The organism is Psychrobacter sp. TWR1-1-1, assembly GCF_049895865.1.
Lineage (GTDB): Bacteria > Pseudomonadota > Gammaproteobacteria > Pseudomonadales > Moraxellaceae > Psychrobacter > Psychrobacter immobilis_A.
Genome location: NZ_JAFCTE010000008.1, coordinates 61,601 through 80,308 on the forward strand (window position 1 = coordinate 61,601; position 18,708 = coordinate 80,308).

The 18,708-nt window shown below is 42.4% G+C and carries 16 protein-coding genes and 1 tRNA gene; 9 read left to right on the top strand and 8 right to left on the bottom strand.

What is annotated here, in order from left to right; genetic code table 11:
* Positions 1–7 precede the first annotated feature (7 nt).
* A complete protein-coding gene (gene tsaA, locus ACP69U_RS09245) occupies positions 8–904 on the bottom strand; it encodes a tRNA (N6-threonylcarbamoyladenosine(37)-N6)-methyltransferase TrmO (RefSeq protein WP_426138374.1) in 897 nt (298 codons plus the stop codon).
* Between the two features lie 509 nt (positions 905–1,413).
* Here tsaA and ACP69U_RS09250 point away from each other — a divergent pair.
* Both ACP69U_RS09250 and ACP69U_RS09255 read left to right on the top strand, forming a co-directional pair.
* Positions 1,414–2,187: a ferredoxin--NADP reductase gene (locus tag ACP69U_RS09250; RefSeq protein ID WP_045452050.1), complete on the top strand. Its 774-nt coding sequence runs from the start codon at positions 1,414–1,416 to the stop codon at positions 2,185–2,187.
* A 143-nt stretch (positions 2,188–2,330) separates the two neighbouring features.
* A tRNA-Leu gene (locus ACP69U_RS09255) sits at positions 2,331–2,416 on the top strand.
* Positions 2,417–2,513: 97 nt separating this feature from the next.
* Here ACP69U_RS09255 and ACP69U_RS09260 read toward each other — a convergent pair.
* The gene (locus tag ACP69U_RS09260; protein WP_426138375.1) at positions 2,514–2,717 is read right to left on the bottom strand and encodes a hypothetical protein; all 204 of its coding nucleotides are present in this window, start codon (positions 2,715–2,717) and stop codon (positions 2,514–2,516) included.
* A gap of 508 nt (positions 2,718–3,225) precedes the next feature.
* Here ACP69U_RS09260 and dinB point away from each other — a divergent pair.
* The 7 genes from dinB to infA all read left to right on the top strand — a co-directional run bounded on the left by dinB (position 3,226) and on the right by infA (position 11,756).
* The gene (dinB, locus tag ACP69U_RS09265; protein ID WP_426138376.1) at positions 3,226–4,311 is read left to right on the top strand and encodes a DNA polymerase IV; all 1,086 of its coding nucleotides are present in this window, start codon (positions 3,226–3,228) and stop codon (positions 4,309–4,311) included.
* A 166-nt stretch (positions 4,312–4,477) separates the two neighbouring features.
* Positions 4,478–5,698, top strand: a complete 1,221-nt coding sequence (gene queA / locus ACP69U_RS09270) for a tRNA preQ1(34) S-adenosylmethionine ribosyltransferase-isomerase QueA (protein WP_426138377.1) — start codon at positions 4,478–4,480, stop codon at positions 5,696–5,698.
* A gap of 111 nt (positions 5,699–5,809) precedes the next feature.
* The gene (locus ACP69U_RS09275; protein WP_426138378.1) at positions 5,810–7,564 is read left to right on the top strand and encodes a type IV pilus assembly protein FimV; all 1,755 of its coding nucleotides are present in this window, start codon (positions 5,810–5,812) and stop codon (positions 7,562–7,564) included.
* A gap of 51 nt (positions 7,565–7,615) precedes the next feature.
* Positions 7,616–9,229 (top strand): FimV/HubP family polar landmark protein, encoded by a 1,614-nt coding sequence (locus ACP69U_RS09280; protein WP_426138379.1) that lies wholly within the window; start codon positions 7,616–7,618, stop codon positions 9,227–9,229.
* 184 nt (positions 9,230–9,413) lie between these two features.
* Positions 9,414–10,499, top strand: a complete 1,086-nt coding sequence (locus tag ACP69U_RS09285) for an asparaginase (RefSeq protein ID WP_426138419.1) — start codon at positions 9,414–9,416, stop codon at positions 10,497–10,499.
* A 74-nt stretch (positions 10,500–10,573) separates the two neighbouring features.
* Positions 10,574–11,413, top strand: coding sequence for a tRNA pseudouridine(38-40) synthase TruA (truA, locus tag ACP69U_RS09290; RefSeq protein WP_238049565.1), 840 nt, complete (start codon positions 10,574–10,576; stop codon positions 11,411–11,413).
* Between the two features lie 121 nt (positions 11,414–11,534).
* Positions 11,535–11,756: a translation initiation factor IF-1 gene (gene infA, locus ACP69U_RS09295; protein WP_045446828.1), complete on the top strand. Its 222-nt coding sequence runs from the start codon at positions 11,535–11,537 to the stop codon at positions 11,754–11,756.
* 304 nt (positions 11,757–12,060) lie between these two features.
* On the opposite strand, the gene ACP69U_RS09300 is transcribed toward infA, so the two are convergent.
* The 6 genes from ACP69U_RS09300 to leuC all read right to left on the bottom strand — a co-directional run bounded on the left by ACP69U_RS09300 (position 12,061) and on the right by leuC (position 18,591).
* Positions 12,061–13,257, bottom strand: a complete 1,197-nt coding sequence (locus ACP69U_RS09300) for a L,D-transpeptidase family protein (RefSeq protein WP_426138380.1) — start codon at positions 13,255–13,257, stop codon at positions 12,061–12,063.
* A 433-nt stretch (positions 13,258–13,690) separates the two neighbouring features.
* Positions 13,691–14,794 carry a 3-isopropylmalate dehydrogenase gene (leuB, locus tag ACP69U_RS09305; RefSeq protein WP_426138381.1) on the bottom strand — a complete coding sequence of 368 codons (1,104 nt, stop codon included), beginning with the start codon at positions 14,792–14,794 and terminating at the stop codon, positions 13,691–13,693.
* Between the two features lie 299 nt (positions 14,795–15,093).
* Complete coding sequence (locus tag ACP69U_RS09310) at positions 15,094–15,843, bottom strand: hypothetical protein (RefSeq protein WP_426138382.1); 750 nt, start codon at positions 15,841–15,843, stop codon at positions 15,094–15,096.
* A 141-nt stretch (positions 15,844–15,984) separates the two neighbouring features.
* Positions 15,985–16,635: a 3-isopropylmalate dehydratase small subunit gene (gene leuD, locus ACP69U_RS09315; RefSeq protein WP_426138383.1), complete on the bottom strand. Its 651-nt coding sequence runs from the start codon at positions 16,633–16,635 to the stop codon at positions 15,985–15,987.
* A 47-nt stretch (positions 16,636–16,682) separates the two neighbouring features.
* Complete coding sequence (locus tag ACP69U_RS09320; RefSeq protein WP_045455168.1) at positions 16,683–17,147, bottom strand: hypothetical protein; 465 nt, start codon at positions 17,145–17,147, stop codon at positions 16,683–16,685.
* A gap of 25 nt (positions 17,148–17,172) precedes the next feature.
* Positions 17,173–18,591, bottom strand: coding sequence for a 3-isopropylmalate dehydratase large subunit (leuC, locus tag ACP69U_RS09325; protein ID WP_201603548.1), 1,419 nt, complete (start codon positions 18,589–18,591; stop codon positions 17,173–17,175).
* Positions 18,592–18,708 lie beyond the last annotated feature (117 nt).

Genomic DNA, 18,708 nt, shown 5'->3' on the forward strand with positions numbered 1-18,708 from the left:
CTGGACATTATAAGCTCACTTTGACAACAGCCATTATCTGCAATTGCCCTGATTCTATCAACTGGAAGCTCACATCGACAGACTTATAACGCATGACAAACGGCGTATTTATCTCCGCGCGACGATAAGCTGGACGCGGGTCTTGTGCAATTAACGCTTTAATAGTCTCGATATCGGAAATAAGCAATTGCTCTTGCATTTGTTGAATAAGCGTCGCTACACTATTATTTTTTGCATGAATAGCTTTCTTATTATTTTTATTCTCAGTCTCAGTCCCATTGTCATTGTCATTGTCATTGTCATTTTTATCGCATCGTCCAGCATCAACCAACGTCATAAATTGCTCGTAAGCAGACTCCGTGATAATTATCTCTAATAAATCTGGCGCAGTTGGCGCAAACCCGCTTTTTGCATTGCTGAGCGCATCGCTATAAGCGACATAGGGCTTAATATCGATAATCGGCGTACCATCTATCATATCTGCACCGCTAATAATAAGTAACACGCGCCCTTCTACAACCTCGATACTTTCAAGCTTGACGACAGATAACCCAAGCGCTGAAGGTCGATACATACTGCGACTGGCAAACACCCCTATTTTTTGATTGCCACCGAGCCTTGGTGGGCGGACTTGCGCACGAAAGCCAGTGCCGCTTTTGCCAATGTGAGTGTCTTTATTGGTATAGTTATGATGAAACTGCCAACTGATCCAGATATGGCTGAACGCGTCTAAACCGGCAAATGCTGCTGGCGAGTCATAAGGCGCTATCATCTCAATGATACTGGTGAGCGCAACCAAATTCGGCTGGCGTGGCGCACCAAATTTCTGTGACAACGGGGCACGATGGTAGCCAATCATTGGCGCATGGTGGTAACCCGCCAAAGAGATATTATCATCGGACATCATGTTTCTCCAAAAAACCGTTCAATAGTAAGCATCTGCTTTTATGAGAGCGTTTAGCGCATATTATCCAGTGATACAAAATTACTCACTAACGATATTCCATTTTATCATGCCGCATCGTCGCTGCCAGACGGATTTTTATTTTAAATTTTGGTATTATGAGCCATAAATTCGATGAGAGCCTTTATTTTTCAACCCTTATAAGCCATCTACAGCAACAGCCATTGCCGTGGTTTTACAGGAGACAGATTAAATCATATCTATCCTTAGACTTTATCAGTCCCTCTCCTGATTTTAAATGCTTAATAAGGTGTTAGAATATCGCCCCATGACGTTGGTTAAAACATCGGCTATGCTACTTACTTTGCGTGACAGAGGTTTTAAACGATTAGCTGTTCCAATAGTGATTGAAAATTTACTACTCTTCTATACCTTTTTTCATTGAAAATTTTAATTTAACACTCATTTAAACTTAATAAAACCGATAGCAACTTATTAACGAGGACTTTATGTCAAAACTTCGCACCGAAACGGTCACAGAGGTTCATCACTGGAATGACGCTTTATTTAGCATCAAGACAACTCGCGACGATGGCCTGCGCTTTCGTAATGGCGAATTTGCGATGATCGGAATCGTTGTCGATGGCAGACCACTATTGCGCGCTTATTCGATTGCTAGCCCGAACTACGAAGATCACTTGGAATTCTTTTCTATCAAGGTTCAAGATGGCCCATTAACCTCGCGCTTGCAGCATATTAAAGTTGGTGACGAGCTGTTGGTCAGCAAAAAACCAACGGGCACTTTGGTACTAGATGATTTACTGCCTGGCAAAAACCTTTATATGCTCTCTACAGGCACTGGACTGGCACCATTTTTATCGTTGGCACGTGATCCTGAAGTCTATGAACGCTTTGAAAAAATCATCTTGGTACATGGTGTGCGCCATGTCGATGATTTGGCGTATCGTGATATGTTTGAAAATGAGTTACCTAACGACGAGATCTTTGGTGAATGGTACCGTGAAAAATTCATCTACTACCCAACAGTGACTCGTGAGGATTTCAAAAATCAAGGTCGCGTGACTGACTTAATGACCTCAGGAAAGCTCTTTGAAGATATTGGCTTACCACCGATGAATAAAGAAGACGACCGTGTCATGATCTGCGGTAGCATGCCATTTAATGCTGAAGTTTCAGCGATTTTGGATGATTTTGGTTTGACCGTTTCACCACGCATGGGTGTCCAAGCAGATTATGCCGTTGAACGTGCTTTTGTAGGCTAAACCAATTTTTTTGATTTAATTGAAAATTATATCAAATAATTCTTGACGGATAAAAATAGGCTGCTATAATACGCAGCCTATACAGAGTTAACCCTGTAGCCCAATTCGATAATCTCTATCTAATAGACCTTATCTTCTAACATGCCAGTGTGATGGAATTGGTAGACATGACGGATTCAAAATCCGTTGCCTAATAAGCGTGTCGGTTCGAGTCCGACCACTGGTACCAATATTAGTAACAAATCAGCCTCCTCATTAGGAGGTTTTTTTGTGCCGGTAATATTATTGCTATACTTACTTCTCTATTTCAGATTGCAGCACCGCAATTATCTTAATGGGCACGGCAAACTCCCACGGCATGCCAGCATTACAATAAAAATGTCCGTCACGATATAAGCCGTAAAATCATTACCACAATGATCCATCATTGCTTGCTCATCACTATCATCACAAACCGCACACCATACTTTTTTATCGCCGCGTGCTAGCATCGCCCTTGTTAAATCGCTCCCTTTTAGTTCATTATTCATCATCAGCTCCTTAGTCATTCTAAACTCTCTAACATCAAGCTCTTAAAGAGTTAATTTTACCAAAACTCCATTTTCGATCTTGGCATGAGCGATAAGTAATGTCTTTTTTACATGGTCATAGAGGCGCACAAGGCATTACTTATTGTTTTATAATCATCCATTAGCGCGGATACTATATTGTAAAACACCAGAATCAAAACTGTAACATCTAAATGTGAGATTTATGACAAACGGTGAGCTTGATACGACAGGTGGTGCAAGAGTACAAATGAGTTTGATTTACAGTAGACCTAGATCATTCAACAGCAAAAATATGTTTGCTAAATACGATCTTTTTGAATTAGTACTACTGTTTATTATTAACTAACTCTATGATATATAAGATTTATGACATATAAAATTATTCATATATCATTGCTAGCGTTCTACTAACCTAGCAAAGGATTCTATCGATAAATTTAAATTTTGATACTCAATCAAAGCGCTTGAATCAGGTAAAATAGTGAGTATGACAACTTCTATAAATGCTAGCCCCCGTAAAATCATTCATATAGACATGGATGCTTTTTATGCCAGTGTGGAGCAGCGTGACTTTCCTGAACTGCGCGGTAAGCCATTGGTGGTTGGTGGCGATCCAAGTGGTCGCGGTGTGGTCGCAGCAGCCAGCTATGAGGTGCGTAAATTCGGTGTACGCTCTGCCATGTCTTGTTATGAGGCGCGTAAACGTTGCCCAGAAGTCATTTTTGTAAGGCCACGTTTTGAGGTTTATCGCGCAGTTAGTAGCGATATTCGTCAGATTATGTACCGCTTAACGCCACATGTTGAACCATTGTCTCTAGATGAGGCCTATCTCGATGTTACAGGGCTACAAGTCCATAAAGGCTCAGCGACCTTGATGGCGAACTGGCTGAGGGCACAAATACTAGCGCATACTGGATTAACGGCCTCAGCAGGTGTGTCGTTTAACAAGATGTTGGCTAAAATTGCCTCTGATATCAACAAGCCCAATGGTACGGCAATTATCACACCAGCGGATGCTGATGCCTTTATCAGTACGCTACCTATCGAGCGCTTTCATGGTATTGGTAAAGCCACTGCCAAGCGCTTACATGCGATGGGTGTAAGTACTGGCGCGGATCTCAAGCGAATGCAAGCGGCTGTATTGGTGCAGGAGTTTGGCAAGCGTGGGCAGTTTTATCACGATATTGCCCATGGGCGTGATGAGCGGGCTGTCAAATCTGAGCGCGCGCACAAATCTGTGGGTTCTGAAACCACATTCAAAGACAATCTAAGTGATAACCATGAATTACGTATACAAATTTATGAACAAAATGCCGATGCCTTTCATCAACTGCAACAAAAACAGCTGGTCGCCTATACCATTACTCTAAAAGTTAAATACGCAGACTTCACTCAAATCACCCGCTCACACACGCTATCGACTGCCTTTAACAGTGCTGATTCTGCCCATTATTGGTTGGACAAACTGTTTTTAGACATTCCTCGTGAGCTACCTATCCGCTTAGTCGGTGTTACTTTCTCTTCATTAGCACCTGCCGCCCAATTGTTGCCGCAGTTAAATTTGTTTGAATAACATACTGACGCTCATCGCTTTTATTAATTATTTATTCTAACAATTAATGCTTAGGCTATTTAATATACAAACCCTTTTGTGCGCATAAGTCCTTACTAAACTGCCCTTTCATGACATGGTTTCTGCTACAATTACGCCAAAATTTACATTCATTTAAAGATTAATTATGAACGATTTTCACACTATAGACTCTACTACTGCCGCCTCAATTGATGCCGAAAAAAACAACAATGATTTGAATTATTTGAGCGTTGATGATTATGATTATGAGCTGCCAGACAGCCTGATTGCACGCTATCCTCTCTCACAGCGTTCTGCCTCAAAACTTTTGTATTTGCCCGCCAATAATCAAAAAGACTCTACGCTTGTAGAAGATCGCTTATTCACTGAGTTACCTGAGTTATTAAATGAAGGTGATTTGATTGTATTTAATGATACAAAAGTGATGAAAGCACGCCTCTTCGGACAAAAGGATACTGGCGGTAAGCTTGAAGTATTGATTGAACGCTTGGTTGATATCTCAGATTTAGAGACAGCGACTTTATATGTAGAGGCTGAAAAATCTGTAGAAGCTGCAAATGACAAACCCGTGAATCAAGAACATATTGCACTTTGCCATGTTAAAGCCAGTAAAGCGCTCAAACTTGGACAACACTTGCAGCTTGCTGACGGTCATATGAAGGCGGTGATGATTGGTCGTCAAGACAACTTATTTATTTTAGCGTTTGATGCGCCGATCTTGCCGCATTTAGAGCTTTATGGTGAGCTGCCTATTCCCCCCTACTTTGAACGCCATGCGGATGAGACAGACAATACTCGTTATCAAACGGTCTTTCATGATCCAACCAAGCTTGCGAGTGTGGCTGCACCGACTGCAAGCTTACACTTTGATGAATCGGTACTGAGCAGACTTGTGGCAAAAGGTATTCATACAGCTTTTGTGACTTTACACGTTGGCGCTGGTACATTTGCGCCAGTAAAAACGGACAACTTGCTCAATCACACCATGCATAGTGAGTATGCACATTTACCACAAGCAACCGCTGAGCTCATCAATCAAACCCATGCGAATGGTAAACAAGTCATCGCTATTGGCACCACGGTCACACGCGTGCTCGAAACGGCGTATCAAAAAACAGCCGTTAACGGGCAGCCTCTCTCCAGCTGGTCTGGTGATACCGATATATTCATTTACCCAGGGTTTAAGTTTGGTGTAATAGATCGACTGTTGACCAATTTCCATTTACCCAAATCAACGTTGTTAATGCTGGTGTCGGCATTTTCGGATAAAGATGCCATTGAGCATGCTTATCAACATGCGATTAAAGAACACTATCGCTTCTTTAGTTATGGTGATGCAATGCTGCTCGATAGAAAGCGCGATTAAACAATACTCAAACATTTTTTGTATTGTCCACAACAGTTGTGAAATAAACTGGTAAACTAAATGGTATTTTGTTATAACAGCACAGATAACTTATATCTTAAAGGTCTGCACATGTCTTGTCATTTATCTCATCGGTTGACTACGGTACATCGCGCGGTCTCGATGGCACTACTTTGTTCCGTAGGCTATGCGGCTCTCGTATCGAGTGCACAAGCTGCAACGATTGGTAAGACTGTTGTCACCTCTGCCCAACATGAGCCGCTAGCTGCGAGCATTGTGGTCAGTGATATTCGAGCCGCTGACTTTTCAGCAAGTTTGGCAAACTCTACTATTTATCAGCAAATGGGCTTGGCCCAAACTGATTCGATGACCGTACGTTTTAAACCTACCTCAGCGACCAGCGGTGAAGTATTTATTACTACTTCACAACCTGTATCCACACCTTTTGCTGATGTGGTTTTAAACATAAATGATAAGGGTCAACGCAACGTCATTCCCAAGACATTGTTGATGCCGCTCAATAGCCGTCTGCCCATTGACACGCCTAAAAATATCGTTACTGGCGCAAAAAAACCGAATCTACCCAGTGTGTCCTCTAATACGGCTAAACCGTTGACCGTTAGAGAAGGTGCACCGCCGCCATTAACATTATCGCCCATGCTAGCGACTACTCACTCGTCAACGAGCGAGTTGGTGGCGTCTAAATTGCCAGCACCTAATATCCAAGCACCTACAACGACTCCTACCTCGCAAGGCAACAATCTTGCTTATGCGCCTAGCCGGCTAGATAATGGTCGTTTAAACAACGTTAACAATACTCTTAACGCTAACGACAATGATCGTAATCCAACCAGTCGATTAGACAATGGTCGCTTGAGTGCAAATGGCAACGTTACCACAATAGGTAACAGCAATATCAACCTCAATTCTGCTAAGAATGTAGCGAATGATACAGCCCTAGTCAATAACAAGACCATGCCAATAGATAATAGTCTATCAGCGACAGCTGTCACTGATAAACAGCTCGATATTTTGAATATCCAAGTCACTCGCCAGATACAGCCGAGTAGCAAATCAGAAGCTGGCATGATGGCCGCTTCTCCTATTATGCCAACGCCGAGTGAAAACAAAGCGAGTACACCAAATGCCAGTCTTGATACCAGCAATACAGCTGTCGCCACTGTCCCATCTAGTGTCACCAACAACGCCTCTATCAGTACGGCAGCCAGCACTACTACTGCGTCCCAATATCAAGTACAGCGCAACGACAGTCTATGGGTTATTGCACAGCAAATTGCGCAAGAAAATGACTTAGACATTCAAACAGTAATGAAGCAGATTCAGACACAAAACCCTGATGCCTTTATTAATAAAGACGCGGGTCAACTCAAAGCGGATGCCAAGCTTAGCTTACCCAGTTACGATGTTGTACCATCACAACAAAAACTAGAAGCGGCTATTAAAGCGCAAAGACAATATAGCCGCAGAGCAAACACACCTGTGGTAAAAAAGGCTGCAAAAGCACCCTCTAAAAAACCGTCTGAAACAAATCAAGTCGCTAAACAGCGTAAAAAACCCATGATTACTAAAACACAAACGCTGCCAAAAGCACAGTTTTCAGTGCTCGCACCTGGTCGTAATGGCAACGCAGATGGCACCCAAGCAACATCAGCAGCGGCAACAGGTAATGGTCTCAGCACAGATATATTAGCCACGCTCAAGGCCTCAAGACAAAGTACGGCAGCTCAAGCTCAGCAGCTGTCAAAAACCAGCAGTGCACTTGATAGCTATACAAGAAAAATTCAATTACAAAATCAAAAACTGGCTGAGCTCCAAGCTCGTCTCAAAAAACTACGCAATCAATAATTGCCTAACTGATCAACGCAGTGTGCTGTGATCATAGGCGTGGGAGTAACTATGGACAATATGCTATATATCATCGCCGGATTGGTACTTATTCTAATAGTAGCCGGTTTACTATTGTACAAAAAGAAAGCGCAAAAGCCCTCAGCGCAGCCGGGAATGAGTACCACTACGCCAGCTCCGATGCCAAAAACGGATCACAAAACTCCTGCCCAAAGCCACAAAGATGATGACAATAAATTTGATCATATTACGATTGCCCAGCGCTTCATGGATCAGCAGCGTTATGACAAAGCCATTGAAACCCTCAGTCGCGGCCTAAGCGAAAAACCGAATGATGGTCAATTGTCTGTTAAATTACTCAGTATATACGCGACTATTAATCAGCCAGAGAACTTTAACAAAGTTTATGATGCCATCAAGACGCAAAGCGAACCAAAAAGTCTTGCGCTAGCTGATGAGTTAAAAACTTTATTTTCAGAAGAGCAGAATCAAGTCGCAGCAAAAGAGGCACCCGTAGAAGATAATAGCCATTTTGAAAGCATAGATTTTGACTTACCGATTAATCAAATCGATAGTAAGAACGCGCTATCTGATCAGCCAGTAACCTCTGAAGACAACCGTAGTACGCTGATAGATGACAGCATGTCTAATTCGGCAGTAACAAACACATCTTATGAGTCCAGTCTTACTAGCGACAATGTAGAAGATAACTTTGATCTTACGCTGAGTGATTTAGAGAGTAATATTAGCGCATCTGAGGCGACTGATACGGCGCCAGTCACTTCATCATTAGAGATGACAGATGATGAAAGCCTGAACACTGCCAATATCGACAGAACTGATAATGATGTCGCGGTGTCCGCAGAAGATAATGATCTTAGTGATCTTAGTGATTTTGACTTCAGCTTTGATTCATCTGAAGAAACTGATGCGCAGGCAACGGATTCTGTCATTCCAGACCGCCCTGATAGTATCAACGATGAAATGACGCTAGAAGATGACGCGTTCATTTTAGACTTTGATGATCTAGCAACTGATGTCGATAAAGGTGTTGACGAAACTGCTGAAGCATTGTCTATCAACACTGTCCAGAATGACGAAGAAAATGATTTCACTTTGTCTTTAGACAGTCTCGATGCGCCAAACAACATAGAAACATTAACAGAAAGCGAAGCGCCTGTACTTGAAGAGAATAGTGATACTGATAACTTCATTATTGAAGAAGATCGTTTTGAAACTGAGAGCTTTGAAAATATTAATCTCGAAGCACAATCGCTTGATAATAATGATTCAGAATATAATCTTGCTGAAGAATCTATTGTCACAACGACAGCCCCGCTGCTGTTCGATGATAACTCTTTATTAGACAATGAATTCGATACTCACTCTTCAACAGCACTCAGCCCAGTTGCTCCAATTGAGGACGAGTCTACCCTTACCGCCGAAGATGCTGCTGAAACAGCAGAAGACTTTTCCTCGCGCTTTGCGGCCGACTTTGACTTTGTCAAATCATTAGATAGCACTCAAGTTACGCTGGATTTGGCAGGCCAATATTTACAATTGGGTGAATACGACAGTGCCAAACGCTTATTAAATGAGGTATTAATTCAGGGCACTAATGAGCAACAGAACCAAGCAAAAGTATTACTAAATCGTACTGCGTAAAAGCCCCATCGTTCTTTTGTCAGCAAGTATTCTATAACACTAAGAATACTTGCTGATTTTTTTTGCATTTAACCTTTATACTATTTATTATTACTGAGCGCTATTAGCTATTAGCATCCAACCTTAAACTCTCTTTTTTATCACATACTTCTTTATTACGGCTCATACTATGCCATTTTCTGCTATGACAAATACATTATCCAATCCTGTCCAACTCATTTATGCTGGCGGTACTTTTGGTAGCTATGGACGACCCTTAGCACCGTTATCAGCAGAAGTATTCTTACCGACTTTACAGAAGCTATTGACTGACCAAGATAACGCTAACCACCTGCCTCAAATCTCATGGCTGGATAATGCCTTAATTAAAGACAGTAGCCAACTTACCCCTAACGACTTTGTACATTTTTATCAGCTTTTGCTAGCAGCCTATGCACAAGGCGACAGGCGTTTTGTGCTCATCACTGGTACAGATACTTTGAGTTATTTGGGTGCATTTTTAGCAGAAGCATTTGCTGGCAGTGATATTTGTATAGTCGTCACTGGTAGTATGCGCCCACTGTTAGACAGCGAGGTGATACATTCCTATGATATCGATGACCATAGCGACGCATGGGATAACCTCAGCGATTCATTAAAACTGGCTGCTGCTGGTGAGTCGGGTGTGAAGATTGCTTTTGGCGGTGAGTCTTGGCCTGCGCAAACGGTACAAAAAATTCATAGCCATGATTTAATGGCATTTACGGGTCACTCTAGAGCTGCCTATCCTGCCAATAGTTATATCAAAAACTTACCGGATACCCGCCGCCAGCATTGGCTCGATGATCAGCAAGCAATGATTGACCATATCGAATCTCGAGCTGAGCAAGCACGCATTCATGCTTTATATTGCTTGCCAAACGACACTGAGGTAATGACTAGTCAGCTACAGGCATTATTATCACAGCCGCCATGTGGCATTATTCTATTAGGATTTGGCGCAGGTAATGTTCCTTATTCACAAGCGCTAGCAGAGGCACTAGAGCTTGCTTATAAAAACGGTCACATGGTGATATGCGCTAGCCAGTCTCCATTTGGCGGTGTCAGTGACAGCTATGCGGCTGGTAGTTGGCAATATGAGTATCATGTGATTGCTGGCGGACGCTTAACGATTCCTGCTATCTATGCACGACTGCTATGGCTATTGCTGCGTTATGACAATCCCACTCGGCGCAGACAACGTTGGTTGAACAATGTCAATCAGGCGGGCACCACTATCAAAAAACGTTAGACTATCGTTAAATATGTTTATATTTATAGGCGCCAATACGAAAATGTCCAATACCAACCATGTCCGAGATTAACATGTCCGAGATTAACAGCATCAACGCTGAAACGCCCCCAACCTATACATTGGCCATTGCAATTGAATTTTTGGGGACGCGCTATCATGGCTGGCAGCGGCAACGAGAAGTATTAGGCGTACAAGAAGCATTAGAAACCGCTATCGGTAAAGTTGCAAATGAGGCGGTAGAGGTCGTCGCGGCTGGTCGTACCGATGCAAGCGTCCATGCCAGCAATATGATTGCCCACTTTACGACACGTGCCTATCGTCCTACTCATAACTGGCTGCGCGGAGTAAACAGTCTATTGCCTGATGATATCGCCCTGCGGTGGATTCAACCTATGCCTGACGACTTTCATGCGCGTTTTGGTGCCATTGCCCGTCGCTATCGCTACATCACGCTGAATCAAGCACAGCGCCCTGCTATTTTGAATCACCAAGTCACTCACATCTATGAACCGCTCGATTTAGCAGCGATGCAACTGGCGGCGGCTGAGATCGTCGGTACTCATGATTTTAGTAGCTACCGCGCCGCTGCTTGCCAGTCTAATCAGCCGGTACGCTCAGTCAGTCACGCAAGACTCTTTGCCCATGGTCAGTTTATCGTTTTTGACATTCAAGCAGATGGATTTTTGCATCATATGGTTCGTAACTTAATGGGCACCTTGTATGCCATCGGTCGACACGAGTTGCAGCCAGAAGCCTTTTTAGATATTTTAGCCAAAAAAGATCGTACTATCGCACCGCCTACTGCCTCTGGTGATGGTCTATATTTTATCAATGCTTACTATCCTGAGCATTTTCAACAACGACTGCCGAATGCTCCTTTAACCCCTATTTGGCTAAATTTACCTGACTGAATAAATAGGAGTTGGCATACATAACGATTACAGGCTGTCAAGTAAAAACCTAGTGTTGTATTGCTTTAATCCGCTAACTTACGTATAATATGGGCTTATTTTTAATTGATTGATACCAACTATGGCAAAAGACGATATTATTGAATTTGAAGGCGAAGTCATTGACACCCTTCCAAATACCCTGTTTAGAGTTCGTTTAGAAAACGGACACGAAATCATTGCTCACATCTCAGGTAAGATGCGTAAGCATTATATCCGTATCTTGACAGGTGATAAAGTTAAGGTCGAAATGACACCTTATGACCTATCAAAAGGTCGTATTACTTATCGTGGCAAAAACTAATTTCTTATAAACTAAAATGGTTATAAAAGCATTTATATAAATACAGCTGGTTGCTAAATGGCTTCTTTTCGCTGATAGCTGATATAGACGCTTGGGTGGTTTAACTGATAATAATAATGAAAATGCTAACCTGCTCATTATTGCCTATCAATATTTTAGTGATTCAGTCTTAGTTATTTGTTTTTATCATAAAAAATACCGCTAAATTTCAGCGGTATTTTTTTGTCTAAATTTTATGAGTTGACTTACTTTCAAATTTTTAAATCATGATTAATAAGTAGCATGATTAAGAAATAGTGAGGCATTATTTAAACTCGACAGTCGCACCGTTTTGGATCACCCCTAGCAAAGCAAGTGCATCCCAATTTGTCAGGCGTATACAACCCGCTGAAGCTTGACGGCTGATACGATCAGGATCTGGTGAGCCATGAATACCATAAGAAGGCTTACTAAGCCCGATCCATACCGAGCCCACTGGATTATTAGGGCCAGGTGGAAGAATAGACTTGCTACCGTCTTTAGCAGTATAAGTATAATTAGGCTCATGTACCTTCACCTCTACCGTATGCGTCCCTGTTGGTGACGGTGTTGCCGTACTACCTACTGTGGTCGGATAGCTGGCAACTAAGTTGTCTTTATCATCATAGGCATATAGCGTTTCAGTGGCTTTATCAGCAACGACTCGACTGACAGGCTTGGTATTTGGATTGCCAGGATTATAAACTGTGATGGTTTCACCCGCCGTAAAGCTAGCCTTAGGGTTTAACGCTTTGAGATAGCTTTCACTAATATGGAATTTTTCTGCTAGCCCTTCCGTGATGCTCTCGTAATACAATCCCTCAAGTTTGGATTTGGCTTCAGCACCAGCTGGTATTTCTGTCATTTTAATATTAACATCCACATCAGTTATCTGATAGCTGACCAACACTGGCTGCACCGTGAGTTTTTCATTCTTTGTCAGCGCTTGCCATGTTTCGTTGTTTAGCGTGTCAGTGACTGCCAAACCATTTGCTTGTTGAAACGCTTGCATGGCCTTGCGAGTATTTTTGCCCCAATAACCATCAACAGGGCCTACACCATTGTGATGCCAATTTAATAAGGCTTGCAATTTAGTACCGATGACACGGTCGATACTCATCCCCTCTTTCCAAGTGGCCTTATTCACCTTTTGCGCAGCAACTGATAAATTGTCTGTCGTATACTTAATAGTAGGTAAAAATTTGTTCGAAGCATTTGCGGTTTTGCTATCACGTGCTAGCTTTTGGCTAACGCCATTGGTCACAGGGCTGACCTCTTCAGCAGCATTCGCCTTATTAGCATTATTTTTGCTAATACTGGCTTCATCGTTATTGGTCGGTGTTTGGTTGTCAGAGCTATTGGTCGTTGCTTGATTGTTGACATTTACACTATCCAGTGGTGCTGCAACGCTCTGCCCCATGAAAACTGCCGTAGAAAAACCAATCATCGCTACTGCTGTGCTGATTTTTTTTAATTGATACACCTCATGCTCCTAATTTTTTATAAAAATAATAAGTTTTATTTTGTTATGTTGTCATCAAGGCTTGTTATTTTGAGTTTTAACGCCTTACTAACCAACTTTACTCAAACACCTTTTCATCAGCTCTCTTCTAACGTGAAAGTCTGCGATTCTAGTGGTTTGTAAGCTGTTAATAGTGTCATATTACCTTGTGAGCATATAACAGCTTTATGTTAATAAAGCCCTTGTCCTGCGGTGTCTGTGTTAAAACAAGTACTTTTTTACAACTATCTGGTTTAGTGTGTTACCGCTGGAAAGTGATTAAAATGAACATAAAAAAAACCCATAATTTGCTGAGCAAACTATGGGTTTAGAACGACGATAAATGATAAAGATGAGAATTTTTCCCTATCGAAATAAAACAGGGGAAAATTTAATCTATATCACTATAGTGAGACTAGAGTAATTTAGCCAACACTGCTTGCCCCATCTCTTGGCACCCCACTTGCTTCAATCCAGCTTCACTACTGTCCAAGATATCAAGCGTACGCAAACCGTCATCAAGGACATCACTCACTGCTTGCTCAATCGCTTGTGCCGCTGCTTCTTGCTTAAAGGTATAACGCAACATCATCGCAACCGATAAAATAGTCGCCAATGGGTTGGCTTTGTCCTGCCCAGCAATATCAGGCGCTGAACCATGACAGGGCTCATACATGCCTTTGCTTGCTTCATCAAGACTGGCTGATGGCAACATACCGATAGATCCAGTGAGCATAGCAGCTTCATCAGACAAGATATCACCGAACATATTGCCTGTCACCATCACGTCGAACTGCTTAGGATTCTTGATCAATTGCATACAAGCATTGTCAGCATACATGTGCGATAACGCCACGTCGCTATAGTCCGCTTGTTGCATCTGGGTCATCGTCTGCTTCCACAGCTCTGTGACTTCTAATACGTTTGCTTTGTCCACTGAGCAAACTTTCGCTGCTGTACCTGCTGCTTGCGCACGGGTTTTTGCCAATTCAAAAGCAACTTTGCCGATACGCTGAATCTCGCTTGTGCTATAGACCATGGTGTTGTAGCCCTGCTGTTCACCATTCTCTAGTGTGCGGATTCCACGTGGCTCACCAAAATAGATACCACCCGTTAACTCACGAACGATAAGCAAATCCAAGCCTGAAATAATCTCAGGTTTGATACTAGACGCATTGACCAGCTGCGGGTAAAGCTTTGCCACACGTAGATTAGCGAACAAACCAAGTTCACCACGTATTTTAAGTAAACCACGTTCAGGGCGCTTGCTGCGTTCAATACCATCCCATTTAGGGCCACCGACCGCTCCTAACAATACCGCATCTGCTGCACGAGCACGGTCTAGCGTCTCATCTGGCAAAGGCTCACCCGTTGCATCAATGGCCACCCCGCCAATCAATCCAGATTCAAGTGTCAAATCTAACGCAAATTTCTTATTGACCGCATTCAGTACGTCAATGGCTTGAGTCATGATTTCGGGACCGATACCATCGCCCGCTAATGTTAAAATCGTTGCCATACTAATCCTTGTGGGTAGGTAGTTTTTTATTTATGTTAGGGCATGTCCTCATTTTAAAAATGGTGATAAAAATTGCCGTCAAACAAGGAAAGTAGCGCAAATAATATCGAGATATTGATAAACTATTTAACGATGTTTAGCAAAATTTAGCCATTTTTAACTCATTTAAAGGATGGTCAATTGAATTGAGGACACGCCCTAATACTATAAATTTACGATATTTTCCTAAAACGATTCTTAGTGCCTTCAATAGCACAAAAACCGTGATCAATTTGCTATTTTTAAAAACCAAATAGGCTTTAAGCTTTGGCTTTTACTTTCGATGATGCAGGCAATGCTTTCACGATACGAGTTTCTACAAACTCTCCTTGATGCTCAGCAGACAGCTCTTTACAAAAGCGGCGCTGTACAGTGTTGCCTTGATACAGATCAACACATAGCGGCTGTGGTGAAGCGGTGTCTAATAAACTGCCAGAATTATCGTTAGATTTTTTCTGATAAGCCCGTAATTGATAAGTATCAGCGTCAATAAAATCGTGAATTAAAGTAAAACGCTCAACATAACCCAGATTATTTTCTGGATAGAAATTCACCTGTACTTCGCGTTTTGCAGGTTTTACTCGCGCATAATAATTGGTTAGACCCGGCATGCCTGAGGCAGACAAAGGTACAATTTTAATCTCATTTTTATGAGCGAGTGGTGTCATATCTATGTTTGCGTGCATTGATGTTTGTGCATGCTTATTGCTGGTATGACTTTTGCCTTTTGCACTTATATCTTTCATCGCGACCAGCATGGCAGGATTGATAGGCTCATGCGTATCAGCCCCTATCACTCGTGTCTTATCTATCCGTGCAATTTCACAATGATAAGTTCCTATACAGGCAATATTGACTTCACCCACAATCGGTTGAATCTTACCTGCCCATGCTTTAGCGTTTTCTGCCTCATCTATTTTCTGATACCCAGTCAATAGCTGACAGCCTGACAACAATAAGCTTGCGGCAACAACCGTACTTGTCCATAAAGCATAACGTTTTTTATTCATAATGGCGGCTACTATTTATGAGAGAAATAATAAAATATCGTAAAAAAACTACCATTCATTTTAGCCAGTTCACCGCCATAACTCAACGTTACATTATTACTGTTCAGCAGTTTTATGAGTAATGGCTTGCAGATTCATTATTTATGCTCGTACATCGTTAAATATCCATGGTGTTTTTTGCATCATCTTATGCTCATAATCTTTAATGGCATCGCTTTGCTGCAAGGTTAAACCAATATCATCAAGCCCATTTAACAAGCAATGTTTGCGAAAAGCATCTACGTCAAATGCATATTCTTCACCTGTCGAAGTAACGACGACTTGGCGTTCAAGATCTGCGGTTAGCTCATAGCCTTCATTAGCAAGCGTATCTTTCATTAATGTATCTACAATTGCCTCATCCAAGACAATTGGTAGCATGCCATTTTTAAAGCAATTGTTATAAAAAATATCCGCAAAGCTTGGCGCGATTACCGTACGAAAGCCATATTCAGACAACGCCCAAGGCGCATGCTCACGACTAGAACCACAACCAAAGTTGCGGCGTGTCAGCAAAATAGTCGCGCCTTGATAACGCGGCTTATTTAGCACAAATTCTGGATTGATAACGCGTGTGCTATTGTCCTGCCCCGGATATCCTTCGTCAAGATAACGCCAATCATCAAACAAATTGACGCCAAATCCTGTGCGTTTAATAGACTTTAAAAACTGTTTTGCAATAATTTGATCGGTATCGACGTTTGCGCGATCTAATGGGCAAACGATACCCGTTTGAGTGTTATAAGCTTGCATGGTTTTTCCTTAAAATATCGATTACTAACGTAAATTTTTTTGACGGTCTAATGAATCTTAAAAGAGCGTGCCATTTGTTTAACAATACTGGTCATTTTAGTTTTTTCACTTTCAGGATAATTCAGATGTAATACTGCTTCCTGACCATCCTTAACTTTAATAACATGATAAAAAACTTGACCGTCTTTTCTATAGCCGCTTGCTGTATAGGTTTTATCTTTTAACAGCTCGTAAGTAACTGTCATGCCTGTTTTATATCGATGCTGCTTCTCTTTTAGATAATCGCTATCGGTATAAAAGAAAACAGTTGGTGTATTACTCCCAAAGACCAAAATAGTGGCATTAGAATTGGGTAACTTAAAATGACGACCATCACCATTATCTGCCTCAGGCAACCATGTCAATTGATTTGGCACATCGACACAATAGGCAAATCTTCCATTACAGTAATCACGAGCCATTGCTAGCTGAGAGCTACCCAATAAGCAAAATAAAACAAACAGCATTTTCATTTTTATGCTCTATAGAAATGCAAAGTTAAAACGTTCTTACATCGACAAAGTGACCCGCCAATGCGGCGGCAGCTGCCATTGCTGGGCTGACCAAATGAGTACGACCACCATTGCCCTGACGGCCTTCAAAGTTACGGTTAGACGTTGAAGCGCAGTGTTCTTGTGGCTCAAGCTTATCCGCATTCATGGCAAGACACATCGAACAACCCGGCTCACGCCACTCAAACCCCGCCTCAGTAAACAAGGCATCTAAGCCTTCTGCTTCAGCCTGCAATTTCACTTGCCCAGAACCTGCCACAACGATGGCTTCTTTGATATTGTCCGCGACTTTACGACCTTTAATGACTGCGGCGGCATCACGCAAATCTTCGATACGCGAGTTGGTACATGAACCAATAAAAATGCGATCAAGCTGGATATCGGTAATCTTTTGCCCAGCGTCTAAACCCATATAGGTATAAGCACGTAACCAGCCTTCTTCTTGTGCCTCATCTACTGCTTGATCAGGTGTCGGTACAGATTGAGTGATATCGACAACCATTTCGGGTGAGGTGCCCCACGAGACTTGTGGAGCTATTTGGCTACCATCCAACTCAACCACAGTATCAAATACCGCGTCATCATCTGAATATAAGGTACGCCAGTAAGCTTCCGCTTGTGCCCATTGCTCAGAGGTTGGCGCATAAGGACGACCTTTGACATACTCGATGGTTGTGTCATCGACCGCAACCATACCCACGCGAGCACCCGCTTCGATTGCCATGTTACAGACGGTCATGCGACCTTCCATACTCATGTCTTCAAATACTTGCCCAGCAAATTCGATAGCATGCCCTGTCCCACCAGCCGTGCCAATCTTTGCAATGATAGCAAGTACCACGTCTTTTGAAGTCACGCCAGCACCAAGCTTACCAGTGACGCGAATTTGCATATTTTTTGATTTCTTTTGAATCAAACACTGCGTTGCCAATACATGCTCAACCTCTGATGTGCCGATACCATGCGCTAAGCAGCCCAATGCGCCATGAGTAGCAGTATGCGAATCACCACAAACAACCGTCATACCCGGTAACACCAAACCTTGCTCAGGGCCAACGACGTGTAAAATGCCTTGACGAGCATCATTAATCGTAAACTCAGCGATATCAAATTTGGCGCAATTTTCATCCAATGTCACTACCTGCAAGCGTGATACCTTGTCTTTGATACCAGGCACGCCTTCTAAACGCTCTTTAGTGACTGTGGGTACGTTATGGTCAGGACTGGCAATATTAGCCGAAAGGCGCCACGGTGCTCTATTGGCTAACTCCAAACCTTCAAATGCTTGCGGACTGGTCACTTCATGCAACAGATGGCGGTCGATATAAATCAGGCTCGAACCATCGTCACGCTTGGTGACTTCGTGAGCATTCCAAAGTTTGTCATATAACGTTTGACCGGCCATGTTGCTATCCTTTATTGGTTGCTAATTACTGGTTTTTTTACTTGCTTATAGTCATTCCACTATAAAAGTATTGCTGCGTTAACCTCGCTTGAAGTATTAAATATACATCTACACTCG

Coding starts and splice junctions, on each gene's coding strand:
- tsaA (WP_426138374.1), bottom strand. CDS start 904: ATGTCCGATGATAATATCTCTTTGGCGGGTTACCACCATGCGCCAATG.
- leuB (WP_426138381.1), bottom strand. CDS start 14,794: ATGGCAACGATTTTAACATTAGCGGGCGATGGTATCGGTCCCGAAATC.
- truA (WP_238049565.1), top strand. CDS start 10,574: ATGTCCGAGATTAACAGCATCAACGCTGAAACGCCCCCAACCTATACA.
- leuC (WP_201603548.1), bottom strand. CDS start 18,591: ATGGCCGGTCAAACGTTATATGACAAACTTTGGAATGCTCACGAAGTC.
- ACP69U_RS09320 (WP_045455168.1), bottom strand. CDS start 17,147: ATGAAAATGCTGTTTGTTTTATTTTGCTTATTGGGTAGCTCTCAGCTA.
- ACP69U_RS09275 (WP_426138378.1), top strand. CDS start 5,810: ATGTCTTGTCATTTATCTCATCGGTTGACTACGGTACATCGCGCGGTC.
- ACP69U_RS09285 (WP_426138419.1), top strand. CDS start 9,414: ATGACAAATACATTATCCAATCCTGTCCAACTCATTTATGCTGGCGGT.
- leuD (WP_426138383.1), bottom strand. CDS start 16,635: ATGCAAGCTTATAACACTCAAACGGGTATCGTTTGCCCATTAGATCGC.
- ACP69U_RS09250 (WP_045452050.1), top strand. CDS start 1,414: ATGTCAAAACTTCGCACCGAAACGGTCACAGAGGTTCATCACTGGAAT.
- dinB (WP_426138376.1), top strand. CDS start 3,226: ATGACAACTTCTATAAATGCTAGCCCCCGTAAAATCATTCATATAGAC.
- ACP69U_RS09280 (WP_426138379.1), top strand. CDS start 7,616: ATGGACAATATGCTATATATCATCGCCGGATTGGTACTTATTCTAATA.
- infA (WP_045446828.1), top strand. CDS start 11,535: ATGGCAAAAGACGATATTATTGAATTTGAAGGCGAAGTCATTGACACC.
- queA (WP_426138377.1), top strand. CDS start 4,478: ATGAACGATTTTCACACTATAGACTCTACTACTGCCGCCTCAATTGAT.
- ACP69U_RS09260 (WP_426138375.1), bottom strand. CDS start 2,717: ATGAATAATGAACTAAAAGGGAGCGATTTAACAAGGGCGATGCTAGCA.
- ACP69U_RS09310 (WP_426138382.1), bottom strand. CDS start 15,843: ATGAATAAAAAACGTTATGCTTTATGGACAAGTACGGTTGTTGCCGCA.